22 protein-coding genes and 2 pseudogenes are annotated in these 24,275 nt (G+C 68.9%); 9 read left to right on the forward strand and 15 right to left on the reverse strand.

Features of this window, described 5'->3' with window-relative positions:
- The 3 genes from IEZ12_RS32980 to IEZ12_RS32990 form a co-directional block, all read right to left on the reverse strand.
- Nucleotides 1–1,533 (reverse strand): hypothetical protein (locus IEZ12_RS32980; protein ID WP_189277429.1); only part of this gene is annotated, 1,533 nt, incomplete at its 3' end.
- A 485-nt stretch (nucleotides 1,534–2,018) separates the two neighbouring features.
- Nucleotides 2,019–2,489 (reverse strand): hypothetical protein, encoded by a 471-nt coding sequence (locus tag IEZ12_RS32985; protein ID WP_189277431.1) that lies wholly within the window; start codon nucleotides 2,487–2,489, stop codon nucleotides 2,019–2,021.
- On the reverse strand, nucleotides 2,489–3,745 hold the full coding sequence (locus IEZ12_RS32990) for a cupin domain-containing protein (protein ID WP_189277433.1): 1,257 nt from the start codon (nucleotides 3,743–3,745) through the stop codon (nucleotides 2,489–2,491). The genes IEZ12_RS32985 and IEZ12_RS32990 overlap by 1 nt, the downstream gene beginning before the upstream one ends.
- A 16-nt stretch (nucleotides 3,746–3,761) precedes the next feature.
- Between IEZ12_RS32990 and IEZ12_RS32995 the strand changes: the two are divergent.
- A pseudogene (locus IEZ12_RS32995) lies at nucleotides 3,762–3,890 on the forward strand (DUF1330 domain-containing protein); the annotation flags it as partial.
- Here the strand turns inward: IEZ12_RS32995 and IEZ12_RS40735 are convergent.
- The 3 genes from IEZ12_RS40735 to IEZ12_RS33010 form a co-directional block, all read right to left on the reverse strand.
- Entirely contained in the window at nucleotides 3,871–4,194 is a 324-nt protein-coding gene (locus tag IEZ12_RS40735; protein WP_373295555.1) for a hypothetical protein, read from the reverse strand. The pseudogene IEZ12_RS32995 and the gene IEZ12_RS40735 sit on opposite strands and share 20 nt — an antisense overlap.
- Nucleotides 4,195–4,423: 229 nt before the next feature.
- On the reverse strand, nucleotides 4,424–4,933 hold the full coding sequence (locus IEZ12_RS33005; RefSeq protein WP_189277435.1) for a hypothetical protein: 510 nt from the start codon (nucleotides 4,931–4,933) through the stop codon (nucleotides 4,424–4,426).
- Between the two features lie 147 nt (nucleotides 4,934–5,080).
- A complete protein-coding gene (locus tag IEZ12_RS33010) occupies nucleotides 5,081–5,260 on the reverse strand; it encodes an ATP-binding protein (RefSeq protein ID WP_373295556.1) in 180 nt (59 codons plus the stop codon).
- Between the two features lie 130 nt (nucleotides 5,261–5,390).
- On the opposite strand from IEZ12_RS33010, the gene IEZ12_RS33015 reads away from it, so the two are divergent.
- The 4 genes from IEZ12_RS33015 (at nucleotide 5,391) to IEZ12_RS33030 (ending at nucleotide 8,807) form a co-directional block, all read left to right on the forward strand.
- Nucleotides 5,391–6,455, forward strand: coding sequence for a tyrosine-type recombinase/integrase (locus IEZ12_RS33015; protein WP_189277437.1), 1,065 nt, complete (start codon nucleotides 5,391–5,393; stop codon nucleotides 6,453–6,455).
- Nucleotides 6,452–6,769: a helix-turn-helix domain-containing protein gene (locus tag IEZ12_RS33020; RefSeq protein ID WP_189277439.1), complete on the forward strand. Its 318-nt coding sequence runs from the start codon at nucleotides 6,452–6,454 to the stop codon at nucleotides 6,767–6,769. Before IEZ12_RS33015 ends, IEZ12_RS33020 begins: the two co-directional genes overlap by 4 nt.
- A 501-nt stretch (nucleotides 6,770–7,270) precedes the next feature.
- Nucleotides 7,271–8,425, forward strand: coding sequence for a tyrosine-type recombinase/integrase (locus IEZ12_RS33025; RefSeq protein WP_229848472.1), 1,155 nt, complete (start codon nucleotides 7,271–7,273; stop codon nucleotides 8,423–8,425).
- 1 nt (nucleotide 8,426) lies between these two features.
- Nucleotides 8,427–8,807 (forward strand): hypothetical protein, encoded by a 381-nt coding sequence (locus tag IEZ12_RS33030; RefSeq protein WP_189277443.1) that lies wholly within the window; start codon nucleotides 8,427–8,429, stop codon nucleotides 8,805–8,807.
- On the opposite strand, the gene IEZ12_RS33035 is transcribed toward IEZ12_RS33030, so the two are convergent.
- Together IEZ12_RS33035 and IEZ12_RS33040 are read right to left on the reverse strand one after the other, a co-directional pair.
- Entirely contained in the window at nucleotides 8,743–9,498 is a 756-nt protein-coding gene (locus IEZ12_RS33035; protein WP_229848474.1) for an ATP-binding protein, read from the reverse strand. The two genes, IEZ12_RS33030 and IEZ12_RS33035, sit on opposite strands and share 65 nt — an antisense overlap.
- On the reverse strand, nucleotides 9,495–10,841 hold the full coding sequence (locus IEZ12_RS33040) for a Mu transposase domain-containing protein (protein ID WP_229848476.1): 1,347 nt from the start codon (nucleotides 10,839–10,841) through the stop codon (nucleotides 9,495–9,497). The genes IEZ12_RS33035 and IEZ12_RS33040 overlap by 4 nt, the downstream gene beginning before the upstream one ends.
- A 276-nt stretch (nucleotides 10,842–11,117) precedes the next feature.
- Here IEZ12_RS33040 and IEZ12_RS33045 point away from each other — a divergent pair, with 276 nt between their 5' ends.
- Entirely contained in the window at nucleotides 11,118–11,642 is a 525-nt protein-coding gene (locus tag IEZ12_RS33045) for a hypothetical protein (protein ID WP_189277447.1), read from the forward strand.
- 184 nt (nucleotides 11,643–11,826) lie between these two features.
- Here the strand turns inward: IEZ12_RS33045 and IEZ12_RS33050 are convergent, their stop codons facing one another.
- From IEZ12_RS33050 to IEZ12_RS33060, 3 genes are all read right to left on the reverse strand, one after another.
- The gene (locus IEZ12_RS33050; RefSeq protein ID WP_308431105.1) at nucleotides 11,827–13,425 is read right to left on the reverse strand and encodes an ISL3 family transposase; all 1,599 of its coding nucleotides are present in this window, start codon (nucleotides 13,423–13,425) and stop codon (nucleotides 11,827–11,829) included.
- 116 nt (nucleotides 13,426–13,541) lie between these two features.
- Nucleotides 13,542–14,072, reverse strand: a complete 531-nt coding sequence (locus IEZ12_RS33055; RefSeq protein WP_308431106.1) for a hypothetical protein — start codon at nucleotides 14,070–14,072, stop codon at nucleotides 13,542–13,544.
- Nucleotides 14,073–14,272: 200 nt separating this feature from the next.
- The gene (locus IEZ12_RS33060; protein WP_189277453.1) at nucleotides 14,273–14,470 is read right to left on the reverse strand and encodes a hypothetical protein; all 198 of its coding nucleotides are present in this window, start codon (nucleotides 14,468–14,470) and stop codon (nucleotides 14,273–14,275) included.
- A 132-nt stretch (nucleotides 14,471–14,602) separates the two neighbouring features.
- Between IEZ12_RS33060 and IEZ12_RS39550 the strand changes: the two are divergent.
- A pseudogene (locus tag IEZ12_RS39550) lies at nucleotides 14,603–14,890 on the forward strand (GmrSD restriction endonuclease domain-containing protein); the annotation flags it as partial.
- Between the two features lie 283 nt (nucleotides 14,891–15,173).
- On the opposite strand, the gene IEZ12_RS33065 reads toward IEZ12_RS39550, so the two are convergent.
- Nucleotides 15,174–16,361 (reverse strand): hypothetical protein, encoded by a 1,188-nt coding sequence (locus IEZ12_RS33065; RefSeq protein WP_189277455.1) that lies wholly within the window; start codon nucleotides 16,359–16,361, stop codon nucleotides 15,174–15,176.
- A gap of 167 nt (nucleotides 16,362–16,528) precedes the next feature.
- Between IEZ12_RS33065 and IEZ12_RS33070 the strand changes: the two genes are divergently transcribed.
- On the forward strand, nucleotides 16,529–16,792 hold the full coding sequence (locus IEZ12_RS33070) for a hypothetical protein (RefSeq protein ID WP_189277509.1): 264 nt from the start codon (nucleotides 16,529–16,531) through the stop codon (nucleotides 16,790–16,792).
- Between the two features lie 507 nt (nucleotides 16,793–17,299).
- Complete coding sequence (locus tag IEZ12_RS33075; RefSeq protein WP_189277457.1) at nucleotides 17,300–17,656, forward strand: hypothetical protein; 357 nt, start codon at nucleotides 17,300–17,302, stop codon at nucleotides 17,654–17,656.
- 263 nt (nucleotides 17,657–17,919) lie between these two features.
- Here the strand turns inward: IEZ12_RS33075 and IEZ12_RS33080 are convergent, their stop codons facing one another.
- The 3 genes from IEZ12_RS33080 to IEZ12_RS40255 form a co-directional block, all read right to left on the reverse strand.
- Nucleotides 17,920–18,354, reverse strand: coding sequence for a GvpU-like protein (locus IEZ12_RS33080; protein ID WP_189277459.1), 435 nt, complete (start codon nucleotides 18,352–18,354; stop codon nucleotides 17,920–17,922).
- An 86-nt stretch (nucleotides 18,355–18,440) separates the two neighbouring features.
- Nucleotides 18,441–19,526 carry a hypothetical protein gene (locus IEZ12_RS33085; RefSeq protein ID WP_189277461.1) on the reverse strand — a complete coding sequence of 362 codons (1,086 nt, stop codon included), beginning with the start codon at nucleotides 19,524–19,526 and terminating at the stop codon, nucleotides 18,441–18,443.
- Nucleotides 19,527–19,867: 341 nt separating this feature from the next.
- Entirely contained in the window at nucleotides 19,868–24,052 is a 4,185-nt protein-coding gene (locus IEZ12_RS40255; protein WP_189277463.1) for a polymorphic toxin-type HINT domain-containing protein, read from the reverse strand.
- Between the last annotated feature and the right edge of the window lie 223 nt (nucleotides 24,053–24,275).

Genomic DNA, 24,275 nt, shown 5'->3' on the forward strand with positions numbered 1-24,275 from the left:
GGGGCGCGGAAGCCGCATCCGTAGGGCCGGGTACCGAACAACGGCCCAGGCCAGCAACCGGGCAACGAAGCCGGGCCCGACCATCTGAGCAAGGCGTTCCGCCCAGTAGTGCTCCACGGTCCGGCGGGCGTGGTCCCCGGCGTCCTGGTGCTCGGCGGGCAGCCGGTCGGGCAGGTAGCAGCCGTAGACGGGCGCCACCTTCACACCCGCGGCGCGCAGCGCGCACAGCCGGTGCTGTCCGTCGGCGACGGCCTGGTCGCCGTCGTCCCAGTTGATGCCGGATCCGGCGGTGAAGGAGCGGGCCCACCTGCGGTCGCGCGGGGTGAGGTGCGCCATCTCGTAGGCCTGGTTGGTGCGGTCGTCGTCGCCGTCCTGATCGGCGAGGGCGAATTCGAGGGCGGCCTCGGCGATGGCCGGCCAGTCGTCGGCCTCGTGGCGGGGGCAGGCGGCGAACTCGGCGGGGGTGAGGCGGGAGAAGAGTTCGGCGCGGGCGACCTGGTCCTCTCGCCGGCCGCCGGGGTAGGTGAGGGCGAGGGCCTTGCCCTGCGGGGTGTAGGCGCATTTGTGCTGGCTGTGCGGCCACGGCAGGGCGGCCAGCGGCACCGGGCGCACCCCCGTGACGCCGTTCATGTGCAGGGCCAACTGGTCGGGGTCGGTGAACCGGCTCGGGTACAGCTCCGCCTCCCCCGCAGGTGCCTGGGGGCGCAGTGCCCGGTCGGTGTGCTGCTGGCGGGCGGGGTCGGGGACGGTGGCGCCGGTGAAGTCGTGGAAGGGGGCGCCGCTCCAGGGGCCCGTCTCGTCGGAGCGCCGGCGTTCGGGGTTCGGCGCGGTCAGGACGGTGACGTCGGCGCCGGGCAGGAGCAGGGTGCCGGGGACGCCGTGGACGGTGGCCAGGACCAGGTCGCCGCCGGCCCAGGCGGGATCGGCAAGGAGCGGGCGCAGGAGGGCGGCGGGCAGGTGGCGGACGGCTTCGACGCGGTGGAATCCCTCATCGACTCCCATGTCCGCCTCCGGAAAGCGCGTCTGGTGGATCTGCAGGTAGTCGCCCTCCATCAGGGCATGCACAGGTTTGGCGAACGACGCCGCGCGGCGCGGGGCGCGGACCCGACTGGTGTCGTCCTCGGCGTCCTCTGCGATGGGCGCGACGATGTGGTTGCGGGACCAGTGCGCGCCGGCCGGCTCGACGGCGTCGCGGAACAGCAGCGGCGGCCCTGCGGCCCAGGTGAGGTTCGCCTCGTCCCACGCCAGGCGCCGCCCGTCGACCCGGTCCGCGGTCCTGTAGTCCCCGGGGCGCAGCAGGAGCGGGCCGGGCATGCCCTGGCAGAAGACGAAGACCATCGTCTCCTCGCGGGCCATCGCCATGAACAGCCCTTCGGAGTCCGGGTCGAGGAACGCCTCCGCGGACGGGACGTGCTCCACGCGGTCGATCCGTGCGAAGCCCTCGCCCTTGGGCCAGCCGTCCACGGACCACCGGTAGGAAGCGACTTCCAAGTAGTCCCCGGCCCGGAGTGCCTCATCCAGATGCGCGGCCATGACGCTCCCCTCTCCCCGGCCCGATCGCCGCTCCGCCGCGGCGGACAGTGCGGAAATCCCGCCGCGGCGAAGCCTAGTGGTGACGGACAGTCAGTTGCATCCCGCCCGGACCAGTGTCCTGACACCCCGCCCGGGGGCGGGCGGCCGGGCGCTGCTCCCCCGGCCGCCCGGCCCCGCCGGCAGTGTGGGAGTCCGGCGGGGCGGGTTCGTGGGGTCGGTCAGTTCCAGCCGGAGTCGGCGGCGGGGAGGAGGCCGCCCCCGGTGGTGCCCCAGTAGACGTCCCCCGCTCCGGCCCGCGCCGTCCGGCTCGCGCGTCGGCGCCTACACGGTGTCGTCGGGGTGGAAGTGCCGGCCGTCGCGCAGTTCCTCGCCCTCCTGGCGGTGCCGATGCAGGCCACGAACAGCCGCCAGCCGTCCACCGCGTCGATCGTCACGCCGTAGCCGACGGCAGGGTTCCCCGAGCGCACCACCCACACCCTGCAACTTCAGGAGAAACCATCAACGAAATCAGGATTCGGGAGAATCCATGGCGGGTCAACGGTACCAGGGTCGCTGATATTCCAATCATCTCTAAACCAGTTTAGAGTCGTGTCGTCTGATGTGCGCGATCTCAGAAAATCGCGGATTGGACCTGGGCGGCTCTCTACCTCCCCCGCTACCGGCGGTAGGATTACATGCAATGTCCTGGGAGTGTTACTAAAGAACCTAACTTTGTTCTCCTCCGGCGATCCAGGCTCATCCCCATGAACGCCCGCTTCGGTGTTTCTCAGAAGAGAACTTCGATACTCCTCATCGACCATGGACCGCGCAGCTGCTTTCAGCAGCCGCTTGTCCTGGTAACGCGGGTCGAGGATGACCAGACTCTCGCGCCATGTACGCAGTACATTCTGGTCGACCACGCTCATGTCGGAACCAATCAAGTCTTCCTTATTGCGCTCCGAACTCGCCTCGCTCATTACAACAACACCTCCAGAAGGCCTTCGCTTACCAACCGCTTCACTAAATCAATTCGATCCTCCGTAGATAGGTTGCCCGGCAGTTCGCCGACGGCAAACCTATGACGTTGCGCAATGAACTCCAGTGCTTTCCCTAGAACGGGTGGTCCAGTCACAAAGTTGCCTACGAATTCGATCGTGGCCCGATCTGGCGCGATTCGAACCAGGCAGAGGTGCTCTGGTGAGCGAGAAACGATCGACTCATCGCTCAGATCTGCGAGCGCGTCGAGCGACCGGAATTGGCTCAGACCTGTCGACTCGTCGGCTGCGATAAGCTTGGAAGCGATGCGTTCCTTCGCTTTCTCCATGAAGCTTTCGTCGGTCAGCGCTGCGGTCATCCGGCGCACCATCTCAGTGACGTGTGCCATGTCGAGCGGCTCATCTACATACTGTGGCGGCAGGGCGCTGCGAAAAATCGCATCCTCATCTGCTAGTTGTTCGAGCGCATCTTTGAACAAGTCGTGCCATCGAAACGCATGGATCCCCACTGTTAGATGCAACGACGACGAATCTCCTGTGACGGCCTTATGTCGGAAGCCACGCGGCAGGTAGAGCATGTCCCCCGGCATGAGCGTGAAGATTTGCGCATCCGGCAGCGTCTGCTTGTGGTTCCTGTTATGGGCGAGCGGCAACTCAACCGGTGGACTCGATACGTGCCATTCCTTCGTCCCGTGAAGCTGGAGTATGAAGACATCGTGCGTGTCGACGTGCGGCAAGAAGCCCTGGGCACCGGCCGGAGTGAGATATATGTTGGCGCCGATTGGGTGGTGCAGCGCCGCCTGCAAACCGCGGCACAGGCGGCCTACGGCCGCTGAGCGACGGTGGGTCTGATTGATAACGACCGTGAACCCGTCGTGGTACGCACGATAGGCCGCCTGGACGTCTAACCCGGCGTTTCCAGTCGTGCGAATTTGCTGATCCGACATGGTGCCGTCTGGTTCGGACCGGGTGAGTCGTTCACCCTGAGTCGGCTGTCGGCGATTCGAAACGGTTGCCGTGAGCAGCTCGTCAACCGCCTCTAGGCGCGGCAGCTTCGCGTAGTATTCTAGCTCACCACGACTAACCAGCAGCGGCTTTGATTCGTAGTATTGTTCGTAGAAGTCTATAGGTTTGACCGGATCGAGTAGCCATTCGAGAGTGAAGGCCGATGGGACTGGAGACATGCCATCCATGTTTCCACTGGTGAGCTTCTCCCGCAGCATGAGGGTGCCCAGCACCCCTTCCCTCTGCATCGTTCTGATCGAGTTCGACAGCTTTGAACAGGCCGTCGCGGCATACGAGAGCGAGGCATATCAGAAGGCGCTGGTGGCCCTCCCCGACGGCGTCGAGCGCGACTTCCGCATCATCGAAGGCATCGACTGACCGGCGGGCCCAGCCATCGCTGAGCATCCGTCACCTGATACGCACACGGTGCTGAACGACGACTCATGAGACGAGTTCGAAGCCATGCCTCGCGTCCCAGTTCGTCGTCGACGTCCTCGACGGCCTGGGACAGGCTCGCCAGGGCCTCGATGTAGGCCTCGATGTCGCCGGGGCGCGGCTCGTAGTGGGCGCGGCCTCCGGCGCCGTAGTGGCCCAGCGGTGCGATCAGGGCGGCCCCGCACTCCAGCTCGTCCGGAGCCCAGCCGGTGACGTCGACCAGCTGGCCGTCCAGGGGGCCGCCCACCAGCTCCCGGTACTCGCGTCCCGGCTCGGGGCCGGCGTACTCGCCGGGCTCGGCGCCGTAGACCCGGCGCTTGATGAGGATCCGCGAATTCCTCAGTCTCGATCAGGCTCCCCACTTGCTTGACCAGGTCAAATGAGTGGGGAGGGTGGGGATCGGGGAGCGCGTGCGTGGGCCCCGCCGACCGAAGGTCGGCGGGGCCCGAGGGTGGACGGCGGGTCAGGTGCCTGTGTCAGGGAACCCGTCGCAGCGGGGGCGCGTCGCGTGCCGGGTGGATGACGGGCCGGGCGGCCTCGGGGGTCGCCAGCAGGGCGACGATCGTGATCGGCTGGTCGCAGTGCGGGCAGTTGCGGGTCGCCGCGGGCTCCAGGACGTCGCGGACGGGGGTGCGGGCCGGGGCCCGGACCACCGGCGGGGGCGGCAGCTCCGCCCTGGCCGGGGCGGGGGTCGGGGCCGGGATCGGTCCGCGGCGGGCGGGCTCGCCCAGGCGAAGGGCGCGTTCCTGGTCGCGCTGGCGGTCGCGAGCGCGGCCGGCGCCCTTGCGGCAGCGGTCGCTGCAGTAGTTTCGCCGGACGGTCTTGAGCGCGGTGAACTCGGTCTTGCAGAACACGCAGGCGCGGGTCTCGCGCATCTCCTCGCGGTCGCGGGCGCCGATGCGGCACTCGTGCGAGCAGAAGTAGCGTCGGCGGCGGGCGGGCGCCTGGAACTCGTTCTGGCAGGCCATGCAGTTGCGGGTGTCCATGGTCTTCTCCGCGATGCCGCGGTTGCGGCAGACCGGCGAGCAGTAGACCCGCCTGCTGAACGTCGATTCGAGGGCGAAGGCGGTGTGGCAGATCGGGCACTGCCGGGTGAGCTCGGGCCCGTCCTGGCCTCGGTGGTGTCAACTCGCTCAGGAAGCACGGGAGTTCACCCCCGCACGGATGGTGTCGGCCTTGGTCTGGTGGTTGCGCAGGCGGTAGGACGGGCCGTCGATCCCGGCGACCGCGGCGCGGTGCAGGAGCCGGTCGAGCATCGCGGCGGCGACGGTGGCGTCGCCAAAGCCGCCGGCCCAGTCATCTGGGGCTGGCACTTGTTCCCTCACACGAGTTGCCGCTGCCACCTGGCCGTTTCCTGCTCCTGCGGTCCTCGTTGGTTCTCGCGGTAGCGCCCAGGTTCTCAAGGTGCTGCCTTGACCGTTCAGGTGCGAGGAAGGTGTGCCGATGGCCGAGGCGAGGCTGCAGGTCATCGCGGGCGGTGGCGTCCCACAAGGGCCACTGGTGACGGACCCATGGCAGTTCCAGGCCGCCTGCGTGGAGGCATTCGTCGCCTCGTGGCGGGCCCGCGGGTTCAGCCCGGTGACGATCGACAACGACATCGGCCTGCTGGAGCGGACGCTCGTCGCGCTGGGTCGGCCGGCGTGGGAGGTGACGCCGGAAGACATCGACCGCGTCGTCGGTGACCTCGCGGTCAAGGGCCGAGCGACGTCGACGCGCCGCGAGTACGTGCAGATCTTCAAGGGCTTCCACCGGTTCCTCCAGGCCCGCAAGGCCGCAGAGATCGAGGCCGCGTTCGGGGTCCGACTGGTCTGCCCCGTCGACGAGTTCAACGCTTCCCGGCATGTCGGTGACGATTCTCCGGCCCTGCTGCCGCCGCCGACCCCGGAGCGGGTGACCGAGTTCTTCGACTTCATGAAGCAGCGGATCGCGACCGCGAGGAAGTACGGGCCCGCCGCCCGCGACTACGCGCTGTTCCGGACGCTGTATCACGCCGGGCTTCGCTCCGAGGAGGCGTCGCTGCTGGAGAGGCCGGACCTGCACTTCACCCGCGGCCCGTTCGGCAAGCTCCACGTCCGCTTCGGCAAGGGCGCCCACACCTCCGGCCCGCGTCCGCGCTGGGTGCCGATGCTCGACGGCCTGGACCTGGTGCTGCGGTGGTTCCTGGAAGATGTGCGGGGCAAGTTCCCCGACTCTCCCGTGCTGTTCGCGGACGAGTCCGGTGGGCCCCTGCATCGCGGGACGATCCGCAACCGGCTCCGCTATCTCATGGAACTCGAAGGGCGCCCGCCGGCGGAGCGGTTCAGCCCGCATGCCCTGCGACGGGCCTGCGCGACCCACAACTACGAGCGAGGCGTCGACCTGGTCGCGATCCAACAGATGCTCGGTCACTGGACGGTCAGCTCAACCATGCGTTATGTCCGGCCCTCCGCGACGTTCATCGAGGACGCCTATCAGCGGGCGGTCGCCGCCACCCTGGCCGAGCTGACCGGGAAGGACACCACGGCATGAAGATCCGATGGCGGCTGCGGATGGCCGCCGCCCAACGCGAGGTCTGGACCGGAACCGATCTGCGGCGACTGCTGGCTGAGAAGGCGGGCCTGGAGCTGTCGTCGGCGTCGGTGTCCGCGCTGTTCACCAAGGAGCCCTCGCAGGTCAAGATGACCACGCTGGCCGCGTTGTGCACCGCGCTGGAGTGCACCCCGAACGACCTCATCGAAGTCGACACCACCCCGGTCGAGCGGTCAGCGGCCCCGCCTCGACTGGCGGCAGCCCAGCCCAAGGTCGCGGCGGCCGCCCGGGGCCGGTCGATGCCGCCCCTGTGACCTGCGGACTTCGTGATGGGGAAGAAGCAACGGGATTGCGTCGCCTGCGGTGCCCCGGTCGGCTATCTCGACCGCGAGCACTGCTGTCGGTGCTGGCGGTCGTTGAAGGAACAGGCTGCGAAGGAGAGTTGTCCGTCCTGCGGCAAGGACCGAGTGCTTCGAGCGGACACCGGTCGGTGTGTCGATTGCTCGCGCGTCTGCGAGGAGTGCGGCCATCCGGTCCGCGTCGCTGGCAACCGTCTGTGCCGTGACTGCCGCCGCCGGGCGGAGCGCGAGGCCGCGAAGACACTGTGCCCGCGCTGCGGCCGGCCCGGTGTCGTGCGCGAGGAGACAGGCTGGTGCGGCTCGTGCTCCCGGCCCCGGCAGCAGAAACAGCCGCCACGGGTCTGCGTCGAGTGCGGCCAACTGCGTCGCCATGCCGGCCTGGGACTGTGCTCTCCCTGCTGGCAACGACACCCTGGGCGGCCCTTCATCCGGGGCGAGCACCTGCGCGACCGGCTCGTGGACCCGCCCGGCTGGCTCGACGACTTCGTCGCCCACGTGGCCGCCCGGCACTGCGTCGCCCGGGCCTGCAGCTTCATTACCGAGATGGGCCGGCTCCTGCAGGACGAACTCTCCAACTCGCCCCAGGCCCTGCTGGAAAGGTCCCGCCGCCCGGGCCGGTCCATGGGCACCTTCGCCCGCACGTTGGAGGACTTCTTCACCCTGCAAGGCCTGGCGCTGCCCACCGACCAGGCCGAGCGACTCGCGGCGGGACGCCGCAAGCGCCGCGTCGACGCCGCCCCCGAATCCCTCCGACCGGCGGTCGCAGCCTTCGACGCCTCGCGCATGCGAGCCCAGGACCGGGCCCGCCGGGCCGGCACCCGCCCACGCAGCAATCTCACCCTGGAGGCCGCCCTCGCCACCATGCGCGATCTGGCGGTGTTCCTCACGGATCAGCGCGGCAAGGGCGACTGGGCTCTGGTCGACGTCCACGACATCGAAGCCTTCCTGGCCACGCTGCCCAAGGCCCGCAAGCGCCGTCTCACCGTGTTGCGGCAGTTCTTCGGCTTCGCCCGCTCGCAGCGCGTGATCCTCGTTGATCCGACCCGCGGACTGACCGCGAAGGAAGGAAGCGGATACCGAGGCCGGACCCTCACGCTCGACCAGCAGCGTCACCTATTCCGCCGGTGGACCTGCAAAAATGACGGGGCCCACCCTCACGAAGCCCTGCTCGGCATGCTCGCCCTGCTGCACGGCGCCTCCAGTTCCGAGGTCCGTATGCTGCAGGTCACCGACATCAACCCAGCCGCGCGAACCGTCCGGCTCGGCAAACGACCGCACCCGGTCCCGCTCGACCCCGCTTCCTGGGCCGTGCTGCAACGATGCCTCGCCCACCGGGCGGCTTGGTCGACGCAGAACCCGCACGTCATGGTCACCAAGGGAACGAAGGGCGGCCGAAGTCCGGCATCAACGGCATACCTGTCCCACGTCCTTGACGACTGCGGCTACCCACCACGCATGGTCCGCGGCACCCGCCTGGTCGACCTCGTCAACACCATGGACCCCAAGCTGGTCGCCGCCGCCTTCGGCATGGACCCGCAGGCCACCCTCATCTACCTTGCTGATCACATCGATCCAACTCGTCTGCCCGCCCAGCACCAGAAGAGGAACTGACATGCGACACCTTGCCCCCGCCTTGGCCCTCGGCGCCCTCCGACGCGGGAAGCAGATCGAGCAGTTCCTGGGCGCCATCGAAAGCGACTTCGGTCCCGGGCTTCGCTGGATCGCGCTCAGCCCCGGCTCAACGGGCGTCACCGTCTACCTGAGCGATGTCGAGGACATCGGCACCGACACCTTTCTCGACATCACCGAGTTCCCACCCCTGGATCCCGAGGACGAGACGTGGGGCCGGGAGATCGCCGTCCTGCCCACCCCTGAGGACGCACTCCAGCTGGCAGAGCGCGATCTCGCCGCTGACCCCGAGCACTGGGTCAACCAGGGCATCGTCTGCGACGAGTACCAAGACTTCCGGACCGTACGCAGGTCGAACCCGTGAGGTTTCGGCGCTGCCTCGCACAGGTTCGCCGGAACATGTGCGCTTTGGCGATGCCGACGTTCGTGGTCAAGATGGTGCTCGACTTCAGATACCGCTGGTTGATCACCTGGAACAGCGCGGACGCGCCGTCCTCGGGCAGCGGGAGGTAGCCGAGCTCGTCCACGATCAGCAGCTTCGGGCCGGCGAAGAAGTTCATGCAGGTCTTCCACCGGCCTTCCAGCGCGGCCTTGTGGCAGCGGGCGGCGAGGTCGGCGGCGGTGGTGAAGTAGACTCGGTGGCCGGCCTCGACGGCGGCCCGGCCGAGCGCGACCGACAGCATCGTCTTGCCGACGCAGGGCGGGCCGACGAACAGCACGTTGCTCGCGTCGTCCAGGAACCGCAGGGTCGCAAGGTCCCGGATCAGCTTCTCGTCGACGCCGGGCTGTGCGGCGAAGTCGAAGTCCGCGAGCGACCAGGGCTCGGGCAGACAGGCGAACCGCTCCCGGGCGGCCAGGCGTCGGGCCTCGGTCGCCTCGACCTCGATCTCCAGCAGCCGCTCCAGCGCGGCGGTCATCGACATCCGCTCGGTGCGGGCCTGGTCCAGCACCCGGTTGAGCGCCTCGGCGGCGTCGTTCAGCTTCAGGTAGGACAGGTGTCCCTTCAACTGCTGGAAGCGCCTGGCCTCGCTCATCTGCATCGGTGACGTGCTCACTCCCCGTGGTCCTCCTCGGGTGTCGGGGCGGTCCGCAGCCGGTCGGCCACTGCGGCGTAGTGGGAAAGATCGATGACGACCCGCTCCGCGGTCGCGGAGCCGCTCGTGCCGGTCCCGCGCAGGCGGTCGGCCTCGGCGAGCGCGGCCTGCGACGGCGGCCGGCGGACCTTGCTCTTGCAGGGCGCCCGGTCGGAGAACGACGCCAGCACCGCGCGCTCCAGCGCGATCACGTGCCCGGCGTCGCGGACGACCTGCCCGGACCCGCCCGGCGCCCGGCGGTGCTTGGCGACCACCGCCCGACCGGCCGTCAGGAAGTGCAGGTAGTCCTCGCCCAGGCGGTGCAGGACCACGACCTGGACGCCCGGCAGGCCCGGCGGGACGGAGTACTGGTTGCCGTCGAAGGACACCAGCCCCTGCGGGCTCACGGTGCGCTCGACCTCCAGCTCGGCCGGGAACGGCCGGGTCGGGACCTCCAGCAGCGGCTCCGCCCCGGCGAGTTCGGCGACCGTCGCCGACGCGCCGTCGATCCGGCGCCGCCGCTCGTCCATCCGGGCCGCGAGCTTGTCGACGCCGGACTGGGCCTGCTCGACGCTCAGCGCGTCCGGGACCGTGCGCCACCAGCGTTGCGCCACCGAGTGGTTGGCCTTCTCCATCACGCCCTTGCGGTTGCCGCGCCGCGGCGGGCAGATGCCGACGCCGACGCCGACGCCGTAGTACTTCGCGACCGCGGCGAACGCCGGCAGCACCCGGCCGCTTGGCGGGTGGCAGACGGTGGCCATCCGGTCGAATCGCCAGCGCCGGGCCGTGCCGCCGAGTTTGCGCACCACCTTGTCCAGGGCCTGCACCAGGTGCGGGAAGTCCTCGGCCTCCGCGAGCACCGCCCGCCAGCGGCCCGAGTGCGCGAGCGCCCCGACCAGCAGGTGGGCGTGCGAGCCGACGCCCCAGGCCGCGGGCGGGTCGGGCAGCTCCAGCCAGTCGAACTGGATCTCCTCGCCCGGCGGGTGCGCGATCACCGCGACGTCCCGGCCGGTCGCGGCCTTGCAGGGCTCGCAGTGCGGGCGGACTTGGTGGCGGCGAAGGGCCCGGGTGAACGTCGAGTAGGCGCCCCGGTAGCCGAGTTCGCAGACCTCGTCGAACAGCGCCGACGCCCACAAATGCGGGTCGTCCGCCAGGCGTTGGCGACAGTAGTCCATGAACGGCACGAAGGCGTCCGGGAGTTGGGCCCGGTGCTCGGGCACGCGCTCCCCGTTCAGGTAGGCCCTGATCGTCTTGCGGTCGCGGCCCGGGTGCCGGGCGATAGCCGAGATGGACCAGCCCTGCCGACGCAGCGCATGAGCGTCCACGTCTTCCTCCCGCGTCAGCACCAGGGCCCCCGAACAGGCCGAACTCGTTGCGAACGCAGACTTTCCAACCGGACACGAACCAACCGGACACGCCGGACAACACCACCCGAAGGGTGGGGAGGTCCACTGAGCAGGTTTGACCGTCCGGCCGAGCATGGAGCGCGCAGGGCGCAGCTCCGGCTGCCCTCCTTGCGCAACCTTCCGATATGTTCTCCCGGACTTGCAGTCGGAGGACGGTGCGCTCGGCACCCAGATTCCTAATTAGGGAGACAAGCAGTGACCTCGGCCCTGGTAAGGGAGATAGCCGACCTGGTCGGATGGGATCGCGCTAGAACGGCAGACATCGACTGGGCGCCAGCCGAGCAGACCCTGGGGCTGAGAATTCCCGGATCATTCAAAGAAATTGCGGAAGTGTTCGGTCCCGGCGAGTTCAGTCAGTACCTGTTCGTCTCCAGCCCGGGAGACGAACACGCCAGCGAGTCCCTGGTGCGCGAGGTGACCCTCTGGTCAGAGCCCACCATCAGCGCAGACCTCATGCACCCATACCTGCCGCGTCCCGCAGCCGGAGGACTGGTGGCATGGGGGCGCACCTGCCAAGCCGACACATTTTTCTGGCTCCCCGACTCTGACGACCCGGACTCCTGGCCGATCCTCGCACTGGAGGAAGACTTCGCCGGTTGGCACAGATTCGATATGACCGTTCCAGAATTCATCCTCAAAGTTATCGGCCCAAGCGGAGGAGTTCACCCGTTTTCGGTCGGGGACATCGTCCCTCCGTCCTTTCAGCCATTGGATCGTTGACAGGGGCTTTGCAGTCGATCAACTTGGCCAGTCTTACGAACATGATTGCGAGCCTGCCACCCTTCCGGGCCTGCGGCGAACCCGCGCCGCTCCACCGAAGGTGGGGAACCAAGGTGAGCAGGTCCGGCCACCCCCAGAGCACAGGGTGGGGAAATTCAAGGCTGTGGCACACATTTCGTGACAATCACGGAGGTGTGGCCAGCACGAGCGTCCGTAGTAGCGGGAAGGAAGCCCGACCGTATGACCGGCGCTTGATGAGCTTGATCCGCGTAACCTGGCCCTCGACAGCACCTGAATTCCACTTGAGGGTAAGGCCGTTGATGACGGCGTCCCAGTCGTTCTGCAGGAAGGCAGCGAAGGACTGGATCGGTTGCGGGCCGTTGGTCAGGGCCCGGTCCATCCAGGTCGGCAGCTCAGTGCCGCGTCGTTCACGGGTGATGGCGGCGAAGTCGCGTGCCAGCTCGGCGGCCACGGCAAGGTCTGGGCAGGCGTCCAGGACCTGGTCGAGTTGCGTGCGCTCGCCTGCGGTCAGGGAGTCGGGGCGACGCATGATCCAGGCCGCGATCCGGCGTGGTCGCGGGATCGGACGAGGTTCTTCGACGGCGGTTCCGGCCCGCAGGGTCGCGACGTATCTGCGCACCACGACCTTGCTGCCGCGGTAGCCGCGCTCGTGGATCTCCCGATAGAGCTGGGCGGCGTTGGTGCCGCCGGTGCGGTATCGCTGCTGAATGTAGGACTTGAACCGGGCGAGGAGTTCGGGCCTCCGATCCCGCGCGGAGGCCACGAGGTCGTCGAGGTCGCTGGTCGCGTAGCGTCGTACGGTCTTGCGGTCGAGCTGGAGCTCCCGGCTGATGGCACTGAGGCTGTCGCCGCGGTTGAGCCTGTCGTGGACGTCTTTGTGTCGTTGCCGGACCCGGGCGATGATCTGGCTGTCCGGCGGGTCGTCTGCGGGTGGGACCGGTTCGATCAGGGCCAGGATCATGTCGGGGGCTGTTCGGTCAGCGTCCTTGAGCAGGCAGGCGCGGTGGGCGTGGGCGGTGCGTTCGACTGCGCGCGTCAGGCTGTGGAGCAGGTGCCAGCGGTCCGCGACCTGGATCGCCTCGGGAGCCGCCCGCCGTGTGGCCTCGCTGAAGGCGCTGGAGCGGTCCCGGCAGACGATCTCGACGCCTGGATGTTCGGCCAGCCAGGCCGCCAGGGTGTCTGCGGCGCGGTCGGGCAGCAGGTCGATGGGCCGGTGGGTCTCGACGTCGATGAGCACCGTGCCGTAGGTGTGGCCCTTGCGGAACGCGAACTCGTCGACACCGAGCACCCTCACGGCGGAGGCAGGTGGGTCGGGCAACCGTCGGACCTGGCGCAGGATCGTCCCCCGGCTGGCCCGGAGACCAAGGTAGGGCGCGAGGCGGCTGCCGGCCCGCCCGCCGACGGCGAGTCCCACTGCCTTCAGCATCCGGACAGCCGCCTCAGTGGCCCGGCCGTGGCGCTCCGTCAGGCGCTGGACCTGCTCGGCGAACGTCCGTCGGCTACACCCACCGTGATCGCAGAAGAACCGACGGACCCGCAGGGTCAGGACGACGAGTCGGCCGCCGAGCGGTCGATCAGCCAGGCGTCGCCGGTACGTACTGTGCACCCTCCCGCCCATCGCCCCGCAGCTCGGGCACTCCGCTGCCGGGCGCCGGCTGTGAGCATCGACTCGGACCACGTTCTCATCTGTCCGGATCTGCTCCACCACCAGGTCTTCGACCTCGGGCCAGACCAAACTCCGGATCTCGCATGCATCCCCCACTCAGCCAACGCTTGCAGTTCTGCGGAGACCCCCTGAAGTAATGATCGAAAGTGACTGCCCCTCATCATCCGGTCACAGAATGCGGCAACAGTCCCAGATGGCGCGATCGCAACGGCTCACCCGTGCAGGCCCCACTTATCGAGGCCGGAGTAGATGACGGCAGTCCGGTATCCAGGCTTGGCGAAGCACTCGGCCTCGCCCGTGTAGACCGCAATCAGTGAGTCTGTGCCTCGCCACCACCCGTCGGCCAGTGCTTTCACCTCCGGAACCGGTTCGTAGAGCCCGAGTTGAAGAGCGTCGACGTCCTCCCCGGTGACCTTGGTGATCTGCTTCGCCCACACCGCCGCGTGATGAGCGAGTGCGACTGACTCGACCCATCCTTCGACGCTCGCGTGCAGCGGCACCCATCGCTCGGCGTGGATTCCGAACTCGCCTCGGGGACCGATCATGAAGGAGAAGGGCACCGCGGTCCGCTGGTCTCCGGCCTCGAACCACCACCCACCCGTCGGCGTCCCCTCCGGCGTGTCCGGGCGGAAGATCCTCGGCCCGCCGTCATACATCGGCGCCGGCGGAAGCACCAAACCGCCCCAACGCTCATCGAAGGCCACGACCCGGTCGACTTCTGCTGCCGGGATCCCGTGCTCCACCCAGCGGCTCCGATACTCCTCGACCCCCAGACGTTCGACCCGGAGGCCGTGTACAGCAACGAAGGATCGAGCCCGTCGGGAGAGCCCGTCAGGCGCATCAGCAAGATGACGATTCACCCGATGGACGGTACACAGGTACCCAGCGCGGAGGACTGAGCAGCCCGGGGGCTCCGAACCGACGGCCCGGACGACCCTTTGATTCACTTCTGCTGCCCCACCTCCGTGACTGTCACGAAATATGTGCCACAGCCGGCGTAGGTCTTGATCGTGTTGGGTGAGCAGTCGGCCGCGCGCAGGTACTCCAGGTACTGCTCGACCGGCCCTGCAACGCTGAAGTCGTCCGCGAGGACAGTCCACGTCGACCCTTCGCCGAGCCTCACCCGCTGACTGGTCGCCAAGGCCTCTCCTCTGTCCCGTCGCTGTCAGCGGCACACGCCGCTGTACCGGATAACGCGGCGCTGACAGGAGGGACACGGGCCGGGACACGCCTGTTGCTGATGTCGATGACGCTCAGAAACAGGTACGGATAACACGTCGTCCCCCTCGCCAACGCCTGGCGGTCCGGAGCAGACCTGTGGGACACCAAGACCCGCAAGGCCTTCGCCAACGACCTCTCCGAGCCCCAGCTGGTCGCCGTCTCCGCGGTCAGCAACCGGTCCAAGGCCGACAAGGGCCCCGACGCCTGGAAGCCCCCGCTGCACTCGTACTGGTGCACCTACTCCCGGGCATGGATCGAAGTGAAGAGCCACTACCGGCTCAACGTCACCGCCACCGAGAAGCAGGCCCTCACCGAAATGCTCAACACCTGCGACCAGTAACAGCCGACCGAGCAGCAGACGCTGACCTCACGAGAGCCGCCGTCCCGCTCCAAGGCGGCACCGGCAGTGCCGCCGGCGCCCGGCACAACGCTGGACTCGGGCCCTGGGGCACCCGGCAGGAACGATGGACGACGGCAAGGAGGACCTGACCGGGCGGCCGTACGAGCGGCGCCGGGCAGCACTCGACCTCAACCCCCCACGACCGCCCACCACCTCAACAGTGGGCGGCCCGCGGAACAGCGCGGCGGAGGTTTGCGCCGCGGCCGAGCCGTCCCCGCAGCTTCTACGCTGGTTCAGGATCGGCTTTCACGCCGCCCAGGACGAGACCGATCATGAGGGCTCCCTCGACGGCTGCCAGGATGCGCAGCAGCTGCTCGCGCTCCTCCTGTGTGCCGGCGTCGGCGTGTTTCATCTTCTGCAGGTGGTTCCGGGCGGTGACGATGACGCGCGCGATCATCTCGTGGACCACGCTGCCGGCCTGCTCGACGCCGTTGACCGCGATCGGCTCCGGGCGCGGACCGCCTCCGTAGACGAAGCAGAGCGCTTCGGCAAGCTTGGTCGGCTTCTCAACGCCTTTTTCAATGTGAGTAAGGCCGTCGAAGTCGTCGAAGTTCGCGTGCACCCACGCAAGGGAGGTCTCCTGTGGGAACGCCTCCCGCAGGATCCGGTCGATCAGCTCGATGAGCGAGTTCGCCGCCTGGGAAATACCGTCTTCGGAGTACTGGAGGGCGTGCCGTGCTCCCCTGATCTTCTTGACCAGCCCAGAGTTGGCGCGCTCAACCCGCTTGACGGTCGCGTCCGAGATCAAGGCGCGGAACGTCTGCGTGAACTGCGGCGCCGCCCGGGGGTCCCAGATCTCCAAGTCGTCCGTCGTCGCGGACGTCTCCTGCATCGGCAGTCCGGTCAGAACCTTCTCGCCAAAGAACGCGTCGACGTCGACCACGAGTTGCACGGCGTTGAGCAATATCCTGGTGTCGAGCTGGGTAGCGGCCTTCACCTGGGCCTTGGACATCAGCCCCACAGCGTCACCCCACGCCACCGCGAACGGCATGACCGACCGGATGAGTCGCCGGAGTACGAGGCTCACGACCGCGCCGTCCTGCTTCGCCGCGGTCAGCATCGCGCGGTACCGGGCCGCCCCCAGCAGCCGCAAGACGAACATGCTGTACATGCCGCTCGTAGCCCTGCGGTGAATCTCCGCGAGAAGTTCTTCGAGGTTCCCCTCGACGACGTATCGCGCGAGGGTTTCGAGTTTCTCCTCAGGTATCTGCGAGAAGAAGCTCTCGAGCCGCTCGGACCAGTGCCGGGAATCCCCGATTTCGGTCATCGTGCTGCAGCCCGACACAATCAGGTCAATGGCGATGATCTCTGCTTCGCCGATCTGCAGGGCCGACAGCACCGCCGGGTCCAGCGACCGCAGGAAGGCAGCGATCTTCGACTGGTGGACATCAACAGATGCGATCTCGTTCAACCGCGGCCCTACCTCACGTCGTTGTGAGCTGATAGCACCGCCACGCTACCCGGAGCCTCGGACAGCATCATCAGCTTTTCGCGGCATGCGACCGACAGGAAGCACCGCAGTTGACCGGACGGAGCTCCCGGTGGCCGCCCGCGGCCGGCGGGGCGACGCTCGACACCATGGCGATCATCGTGCTGTTCGAAGTCCGGGCCGCCCAGCAGGCCGGACCGGGCGGCGACGAGCCGGTCGTGGTCGCCGTACACGCCGCTGGATCCGACCCGGACGTCCCCGAGGACCCACTGCCCATCACACTGTGCGGGCAGGACACCGCGCCGATGGAGCACGCCCACTACGAGCGCACCGCCCCCGGACAGCCCTGGCACCCGCCCGAGTTCACCGATGTGCGGTGCCCGAAGTGCGAGCGGGCGCTGCGTGGGCTGTGAGGGCTGCGACGTGTCGCCCGCCAGTCCCACCGGAGCGGGTCGCCGGTCATGGTGTGCGCGGCCTCCGGCACCGTAGTGGCCTCGGCCGGTCATCAGCGCGGCCCCGCACTCCAGCATCTCGGCGTCCCAGCCGGTGACGTCGACCAGCTGACCGTCCAGCGGCCCGCCCACGCGGGCGGTGACGGAGGTGCCCACCGGCATCCGGGCAGAGGTGTCACCGGCCGACCGCTACCGGCAGAGACAGTCCGCTTCGGGCCACCGCCCGGTGACGTCCCGTCGGCCTGCGTCCCGCCCTCCGGCAGGACGCGGCGTTAGGTACGCGGGCCCTGCATCGTCCCTCCCGCCGCGCACAGGGCGCGGGCACAGCGCCTTGTGCTGGAGGAACCGCATGGCCCGACCGAAGACGAACTCCTGGATTTTCACCGCTTCCTGTCTCCGCCGCTCCGAGCCCCCGGAAGGGGTGAGGAGCGGCACATGCCCGCTCCCGGAGCAAAACGGAGTTCAGGCATGAACATTCGGGCGGCAGTACAGATGGTCGCATGGGTGGCCGCGACGGCGGTCGGCGCCCACGAAGCGCAGGGCGCGGGTGTCGGCGGGGTAGTCGTCCTGATCGGAGCCGCGGTGGTGGTCGGCGGCTGGACGACCTTCGTGCGGCGCGCCCTCGGAAGCCCGTGGACGGCGGCGTGGCGGGCCGGGGGCGAGCGGGCCGTGGAGGAGGTGATGGTGAAGGCGGCCGCCCTGGCCGTCGGGCACGCCGCCACCGGCACGGTCCCGCCCGTCTGGATGCTGATGCTCGAAGCAGCAACCGAGGTGGGCGCCGCCGTGGTGATCTGGGAACTTCGCCGACGGGGCAGCCACCGATAGCAGGCCTGCCATCGTCTGCGTCACGGACGGGGCCTGCCCGTCCGTGACGCAGACGGCCTGGGGAGCGGCGGCCTGCTACCAACAATCCCGGGAGAACCCTCCCCGGCCCTGACGACCTGCTGTTCGCCACCATCGACCAGGCCGCCGGATCGCGAGTGCTGTGCGCCGCCCGGCCGGCGACGGCGGATCAGACGCACCTCGCCGTCGGCGCGGGTCAGCGCCGCGCACACCCGCACCGGGACGGTGGGCTCGGCCCTTGCTGGTCAGTCCTTGGCGGGGCGGCCGAGGGTCCATCCGGAGACGGCGGCGAGGGGGCCGCGCCAGGACGGCAGGGTGTGGACGGCGCGGCCGTCCCGGACGGTGACGTCCCGCAGGTGCAGGTGCCGGCGGCCCGGCGGCCGCTTCTTGCCCTCGTCGGCGTCGTCGGCGATCCGACCGTGGGCGGTGCGGACCGCGCGGGCGAGGTCGTAGTCGTCCAGCTCGTCCAGGAACAGCTTCCGCCGCGCCTCGGGCGAGATCACGGTGCCGGTGACCAGGGCGCCGGGCACCACCAGCGTGACCTCCAGGCCCTCGGCCTCGATGTCCTCGTGCTCCACACCCAGGCGCAGCAGTTCGAGATAGGGGTCGGGGTGGGTGTCGCGGTCTCCGGTCAGCACCCGGGACACGGCCTGGCCCAGCGCCCGAGTCGGGCTCAGCAACTACGGGAGACACCGGGACCGGTCGCCGCTACACCGCCTCGTCGGGTCGCCGCCCGATCGGCGGCTGCCTCCCCAAGAGCTCAGCGTCAGTTGTCGCTGTACTCCCACTGCTCGATGCAGAACAGGGCCCCGGTGATCGTGCTGTCCCCGTCCCGCTCGGCTCGCACCCACACGTTGAGCTCGGCCGAGCCCACGTTCCCGTACGGGGTGTAGAGGACTTCCAGCGGATGGTCCTCGGCGTACCGGAAGAGTTCCGCCTCGACGACGGAGGGCCGGCGGCCGACCAGTTCGACGCCGTCGAGGAGGACCTGCGGGCCGGTGCGGCCGTGGATGCTCACTGCGCCCAGTTCGGGGCCGTGCGCGCCCTCCCAGTAGTGCGCGCTCACGCCGGCATGGTCGTAGTGTTCATCGTCCAGCTCCCACTTCTCGGGGTCGCGGCCCCCGCCCGGCAGGAATGGGTGATGGCCCTCGCGTTCGACGGGCTCCTCGCCGCCCAGCGCGGCGGCCACCTGCCGCGGGTTCATCCCGAACCGCAGCGGACCGACGCCCCGCAGCGGCGTGCACGCCCAGCGCGGCCGGTCCTGATCGGCCGTCACCGGCCCAGGGCCTGGGGGCGTCCGTCGGCCGTGCGACGGGCGGGTCGCCTCGGCGACCGGCTCGGTGTTCCAGGGGGCCTCGGCCAGTTCGGAGCCGGTGGCCAGGACACCGGTGATCATGTTGTCGCGGCGCTGCCTATGTCCCGTGGACGAGTGCCCCCACTCCTGTTCCGCCCGTACGGACAGCCCCCAGGCCGGCACCTCCGGCTCCCCGTGGCGGTTCGTCCGTACCTCGGCCCCGTCGAGGATGGCGAGGCGGTGGATGTCGGCACGGGCCTCGGAGGGCACCCGGGCGACCAGTTCGACGTCCCTCAGCCGCAGCAACGGCCCGCCCGTCGCGTCGATCAGTACCGCGACCAGCCGCGGTCCCGGCGCGTAGAAAGCGGTCAGCCCCGGCTCCTGGTAGTACTCCCGGACGTCTCCCGTCTGCCACGTCAGCTCGGGCCGGACGCCCGCCTTCTCCAGGGCCTCCCGCACCTGCGCCGGGTCCATCCCGAAGCGCAGCGGCCCCACTCCCGCCAGCGGGTCGAGCACCCACTGCTCCCGTTCCCCCGGCGCTCTGTCCCACCAGCCCATACCAACCCCTGTGAACGATTTCCGCTACGTTCGGTGTGCCCCCGACAGCTATCCCGTCGGTCACCTCGGACGCAGTCTCCTGCGGTACTACAGCCACCGGAGCCCTCGTAGACTATCAGTCACCCGAATTGATCGACTCTCCGCCTCAGTGCTTTATCTGTCGAGGCGCGGGCCATGTGCGGTGCCCGGCTGCGATCAATCCGGGCACCGCACGCAAGAATCCAGTGGGCCCGTTTCGAACCCAGTTCATTGATTCAAATTCCCACGCCGCGTCTCAATTGCGCGGCCTTCAACAAGAATTGGTATTTCCGGGTCGACCTGCGACCCGCCTGTCGGCGCGCCTATTTCTTCGGCTTTCCGCGCCCCTTGATTACCGTGGGCCTATCCACCAAGCTTCCGTCCCCCTTTTCGTCCAGGTACCAGACGACAAGCTGGTAGCCTGCGGGCAGGATGTCCGGTATCACGTTCAGGCACCCTACTTGGGGACTCCCATCCGGATTGTATCCTCCGCAGACCGACCTGTTGATGACGATCTCCATTTCATGGATGCCCTTGTTCCTCATGTCCCATGCGAGTTTCGTCTCGACGTCGGCGGTTATGCTGAGATTCCCGGCGTAGCCCAGTTCTTCCTTGAAGTATTTGTTGATTGCAGCCTTTGTTTCTTCGTTTCCGCTTACGAGTGCGCGAGTTGCTTTCCTTTCACCCTTGGCCCCGGCCTCCAGAACGTATCCTCGGGTAGGCTGAGTCTTCTGCCACACCACGAGGGTTTTATTTCCGAGGGCTTCGAGAGCCTTTTTGACTGCCGGAAATACTTCCGCGCAGTTGATGTTGTGGGTGAGGAGGGGGGTGGTGCCAGCCAGCACGTAGTACGTGTGGAGATCGGCGACGGTGAGGTTGTAGGCGGGCTGGAGAGCGGTCCAGTGCCGGATGGACGCGACCTGGGCGGTGGCGCCGGTGTCGGTGCGCAGGGTGTCGCCGACGCGGATATCAGCGGCGTAGGTCCACTGGGTGGTGTTCTGGACCCAGAAGGGGTGGTGGTCGGTGGCGGTGACCGTGCCCTGCTGGCCCTTGTCCGGGCTCGCGACGGTGAGTTCGGTGAAGTCGAGGTCGTCGGGGGTGTAGATGGTCGCTTCGACCCGGCGTGGTCCGCTTTCGCCGGTCTGTGGGTCGGCTGCTTGGACGGTGTCGCCGGCCTGGATTTGTTCGATGGGTTTGGTGGTGCCGTCGTCCATGAGGACGAGGGTTCCGGCCGGGAAGCTGTTGCGGGCGCAGGTCTTGGCGACCGCCGTCGCCGCCTTCTTGACGCCGGTCATCCAGTTCCAGGCGGCTTCGACGCCGTCGAGGGCCTGCTTGCCGAACTTCTTGACGAACTTGGCGCCTGCGCTGGCCCAGCCGGCGATCGGGATCATGCTGAAGCAGGACAGGCCGAAGTCCACGCCACTGGCGTAGTCGGCCAGGTACTCGCCGCCGGTCCACATACAGTTGATGAAGTCGGCGGCCTCACCGTACCCCGGTATCAGCCCGATGATGTCGAGCTTGGTGTGCATCATGTCGGCGAAGCGGTCGTAGCTGGTGTAGTCCGCCGGGTTGAGGCTGGTGCCGAAGTACTTCTGGAAGGCCAGGAGCCCGTTGAAGACGTCGTTCCAGTCGACGCCGCTCTCCTCTGCCTGCTGGCGCAACTTCAGGTAGGTCCAGAACGCCTCCTCCTCCTGCGCGGCGCGGTCGGCTTCGGCGATGGCCTGCTTCTGCGCGGCGTCGCTGATCGCTGCGGCGCGGTCCGAGGACTCATGCGCGTTCTCCGCGGACTGGCGGGCGCGTGCGACGGCGGCGTAGGCGATGTCGGCGGAGCCCCGGGCTGCGGTGGCACTGCCGGCTGCGCGCAGGGCGGAGGCCTGGGCATCGACGGCGCTCGCGTGGGCCTGGACAGCGGCATTGCGCGCGGTGGCGGCCGAAGTGCGTGCCTGGGCGGCTGAGGCGTCCGCCTGGCCCGCGGAGGTCTTGGCGTCGTTGGCGTACCGGGCGGCGTCAGCTGCGGCGGCTTGGGCTTGGGCGGCGGCTTGCTGGGCCTGGGCGCTGGCGTTGTTGGCGTCGGCTGCGGCCTTGCCCGCGAGGGCGGCGTTCTGCTGGGCGAGGGCGGCGGCCTGGGAAGCGGAGGCGATGGTGTTGGTGATGGTCGCTTCGTGGGACCGGGTCAGATCGTCCTGCTGCTTGGCCTTGTAGCGGCCGCTGGTGAGGAAGTCGGTCTTGGCGGGGCCGGGGCTCTCGATGGCGATGGCCGCGGCAAGTTTGACCTCCTCTCCGCCGCCTTCGCCGCCGGTCTCCAGGAGTTGGGAGACCTTGACCTGGTCGTCGCTGGCCTTGGCCGTGTACTGGCCGCGGGTCAGGAAGGCGGTCAGGGCATCGGCGGTGTTGGCCTCGAGAGCGGCCTGAGCGGCGGCCTTGAGGGCCGGTCCGCCGGTCTCCATGAGCTGGGAAGCCTTGACCCGGTAGTCGCTGAGGGCGACCTGGTGGCGGCCGGTGGTCAGGAAGGTGTGGAGCTGTGCGGGATCGCCCGTGGCGAGGACGTTGGTGGCGGCGGTGCGTACCGTGACGAACTGGCTGTCCTGGGCGAGCTGCTGGGCCTGGAGGAGTTCGTCCTGTTGGGAGGAGGCCGTCCAGGCGGAGCGCACATAGTCGATGACGGCCTGGTCGGAACCGGTGAGGGCATACTCGGCGGCGGACTTGCTCCACGATCCGCGGGTCTTGAGGGCCGTGACGGCCATCTTGCGGCCGTTGGCGATGACGGTGGCGATGTCGCTGCCGGGCTGGGCGGCCTGGGTAGCAAGCTGGGCGGCGGTCTGATCGAGTTCGAGTGCCTGGGTCTTGGCCTTGTCGGCTTCGGCGAGGCTGATGTCGAAGACGGCCTTGAGATCCCGGGCCTGGTTGATGCCGGTGGCCTTGCGGGCCTCGCGTTCCTCCTTCTCGCTGTCGAGGGCGAGCTGGTGAACGGCGATGGCCTTGTTCACCGCATCCGTGGCAGCGTTGGCAGCGACAGCAGCGCTGTTGGCGTGCGCGGTGGCGCGGCCGGCTGCGGTGGTGGCGTTGCCCGCGTGCAGGGCGGAGTTGCGGGCGGCTTCGGCCGCGTTCGCCGCATGAGTGGCGGCAGAGCGGGCCGCGGCCCCGGCCTCGCGGGCCGCGGTCGCCGACTGGTCGGCGAATGCAGCGGCCTTGTTCGCCGAACGGACCGCCTCAGCGGCGTGCCGTTCCGCGGACGCGGCCGCCTGCTTGGCCTCTTCCGAGTGCACTCCTGCGGTGTTGGCGTAGTCGTCGGCCTGCCTCGCCAGCAGGCCGGTGAACTTGAAGTCGGCCTCAGCAACGGCAGCGGCGCGGGCGGCCTTCGCTGACGCGGTCGCCGCGCCTGCGGCGCGGTCTGCGGCGTCGGCGGCGTACTGGGAGCGTCCGGCGGCATTTTCGGCGGCCTTCGCCGCCTCCTCGTTGACCTTCCCGTCCGCGGCCGAGGCCAGCGCCCGGGCAGCCGCTTTCTCGGCGCCGGCCGCGGCAGAGGCCGCCTGCTGCGCGGCGGCCGCAGCCAGCCGCGAGGCGGTGTTCGCGGCCTGCGCGGCGGTGATGGCGGCCTTCGCCGCCACCGCGGCCTGGCGCCCTGCCTCGGCGGCGCGCTTCGCGGCGGCAGCGGCCTTGACGGAGTCGCCCTGTGCGGCCGCGGCCTCGTCCCTGGCCTTCTGCGCAGCCTCGCGGGCCAGCCGCGCTCCGGTCACGGCCTGGTCGGCCGCTTCGAGCGCGGAGTCCTTCTCCCGCTCCGCCTGGTCGCTGGTCTCCTTGGCCTGCTGGGCAAGCTGGGCGACGTCCGCGTACTCACGGTCCCGGGCGGCGGCGATGTGCTGACCGACCGCCAGAAAGTCGGTGATGTCGTCGAGCGTGCCCTCCATGGCCAGCATGCCGGCCTGCTTGGTGGCCGGGCCACCTGTCTCCACCACCTGGGAGACCCGGACCCGCGCGTCGCTCTCACGCGTCACGTCCTGCTTGTGGTTCAGGAACGCGCGGACGTCCTCGATCGAACCGTCGAGCGCCTTGAGGCCGGCGGCCTTGGTCGCCGGACCGCCCGTCTCGACCAGCTGCGACACCAGCACCCGCTGGTCCTGCTCCAGCGGGGCCTTCCAGCCCTGCGCCAGGAACGCGGCGACGACCGTCCTGTCGTGGCTGTCGAGCGCGGCAGCAGCGGCCTTGCGAAGCGCCGGTCCGCCGGTCACGGCCATCTGCAGGAGCGCCTGCTCGTTGTCCTTGGCCTCGGCCTTGGTCAACTCGCCGTCCTGCGCGAGGAACGCGGCGATCTTGTCGTCGCCTCCCGCGAGGGCCTCTTCGGCGGCGGCCTGCACCGACAGGCCGCCGTCCTTCCAGGCCTGCAGGACCCGTCCCCGGTCGGTCAGCGTCGGGCCCGTGGGGGCCGTGTCTGCCGACACCGGCGCCGCGGAGACCAGCGGCACCATCAGGGCCAGCGGCAGCACCCCGCGGCACAGCCAACGCACCACGGCCCCCCTCCCCCTGAATATTTTTCTACGCACAAGCGAATTCACGAAAACCCCTCCACGGGACTTGATTCGGGCAGCACAAAAAGGCCCTTCAGCGAAGGGCCTGGATACCTCCGGGTCGAGCTCATAGAAGGTCACGCGACCTTCGGAAATCAATCAGCCCTCTGGCCTGCAACTATCCAGCTCGACGTGGTTGGTGACCATACATTAGGGTCTGCGACTG

Origin of the sequence: Kitasatospora griseola (assembly GCF_014648555.1) — a bacterium.
GTDB lineage: Bacteria > Actinomycetota > Actinomycetes > Streptomycetales > Streptomycetaceae > Kitasatospora > Kitasatospora griseola.

Bases quoted from the DNA above. Each gene is read 5' to 3' on its own strand.
- IEZ12_RS32985 (WP_189277431.1), bottom strand. From the start codon at position 2,489: ATGAGCGAGGCGAGTTCGGAGCGCAATAAGGAAGACTTGATTGGTTCC.
- IEZ12_RS33005 (WP_189277435.1), bottom strand. From the start codon at position 4,933: ATGGACACCCGCAACTGCATGGCCTGCCAGAACGAGTTCCAGGCGCCC.
- IEZ12_RS33015 (WP_189277437.1), top strand. From the start codon at position 5,391: ATGGCCGAGGCGAGGCTGCAGGTCATCGCGGGCGGTGGCGTCCCACAA.
- IEZ12_RS33020 (WP_189277439.1), top strand. From the start codon at position 6,452: ATGAAGATCCGATGGCGGCTGCGGATGGCCGCCGCCCAACGCGAGGTC.
- IEZ12_RS33030 (WP_189277443.1), top strand. From the start codon at position 8,427: ATGCGACACCTTGCCCCCGCCTTGGCCCTCGGCGCCCTCCGACGCGGG.
- IEZ12_RS33070 (WP_189277509.1), top strand. From the start codon at position 16,529: ATGGCGATCATCGTGCTGTTCGAAGTCCGGGCCGCCCAGCAGGCCGGA.
- IEZ12_RS33075 (WP_189277457.1), top strand. From the start codon at position 17,300: ATGAACATTCGGGCGGCAGTACAGATGGTCGCATGGGTGGCCGCGACG.
- IEZ12_RS33085 (WP_189277461.1), bottom strand. From the start codon at position 19,526: ATGGGCTGGTGGGACAGAGCGCCGGGGGAACGGGAGCAGTGGGTGCTC.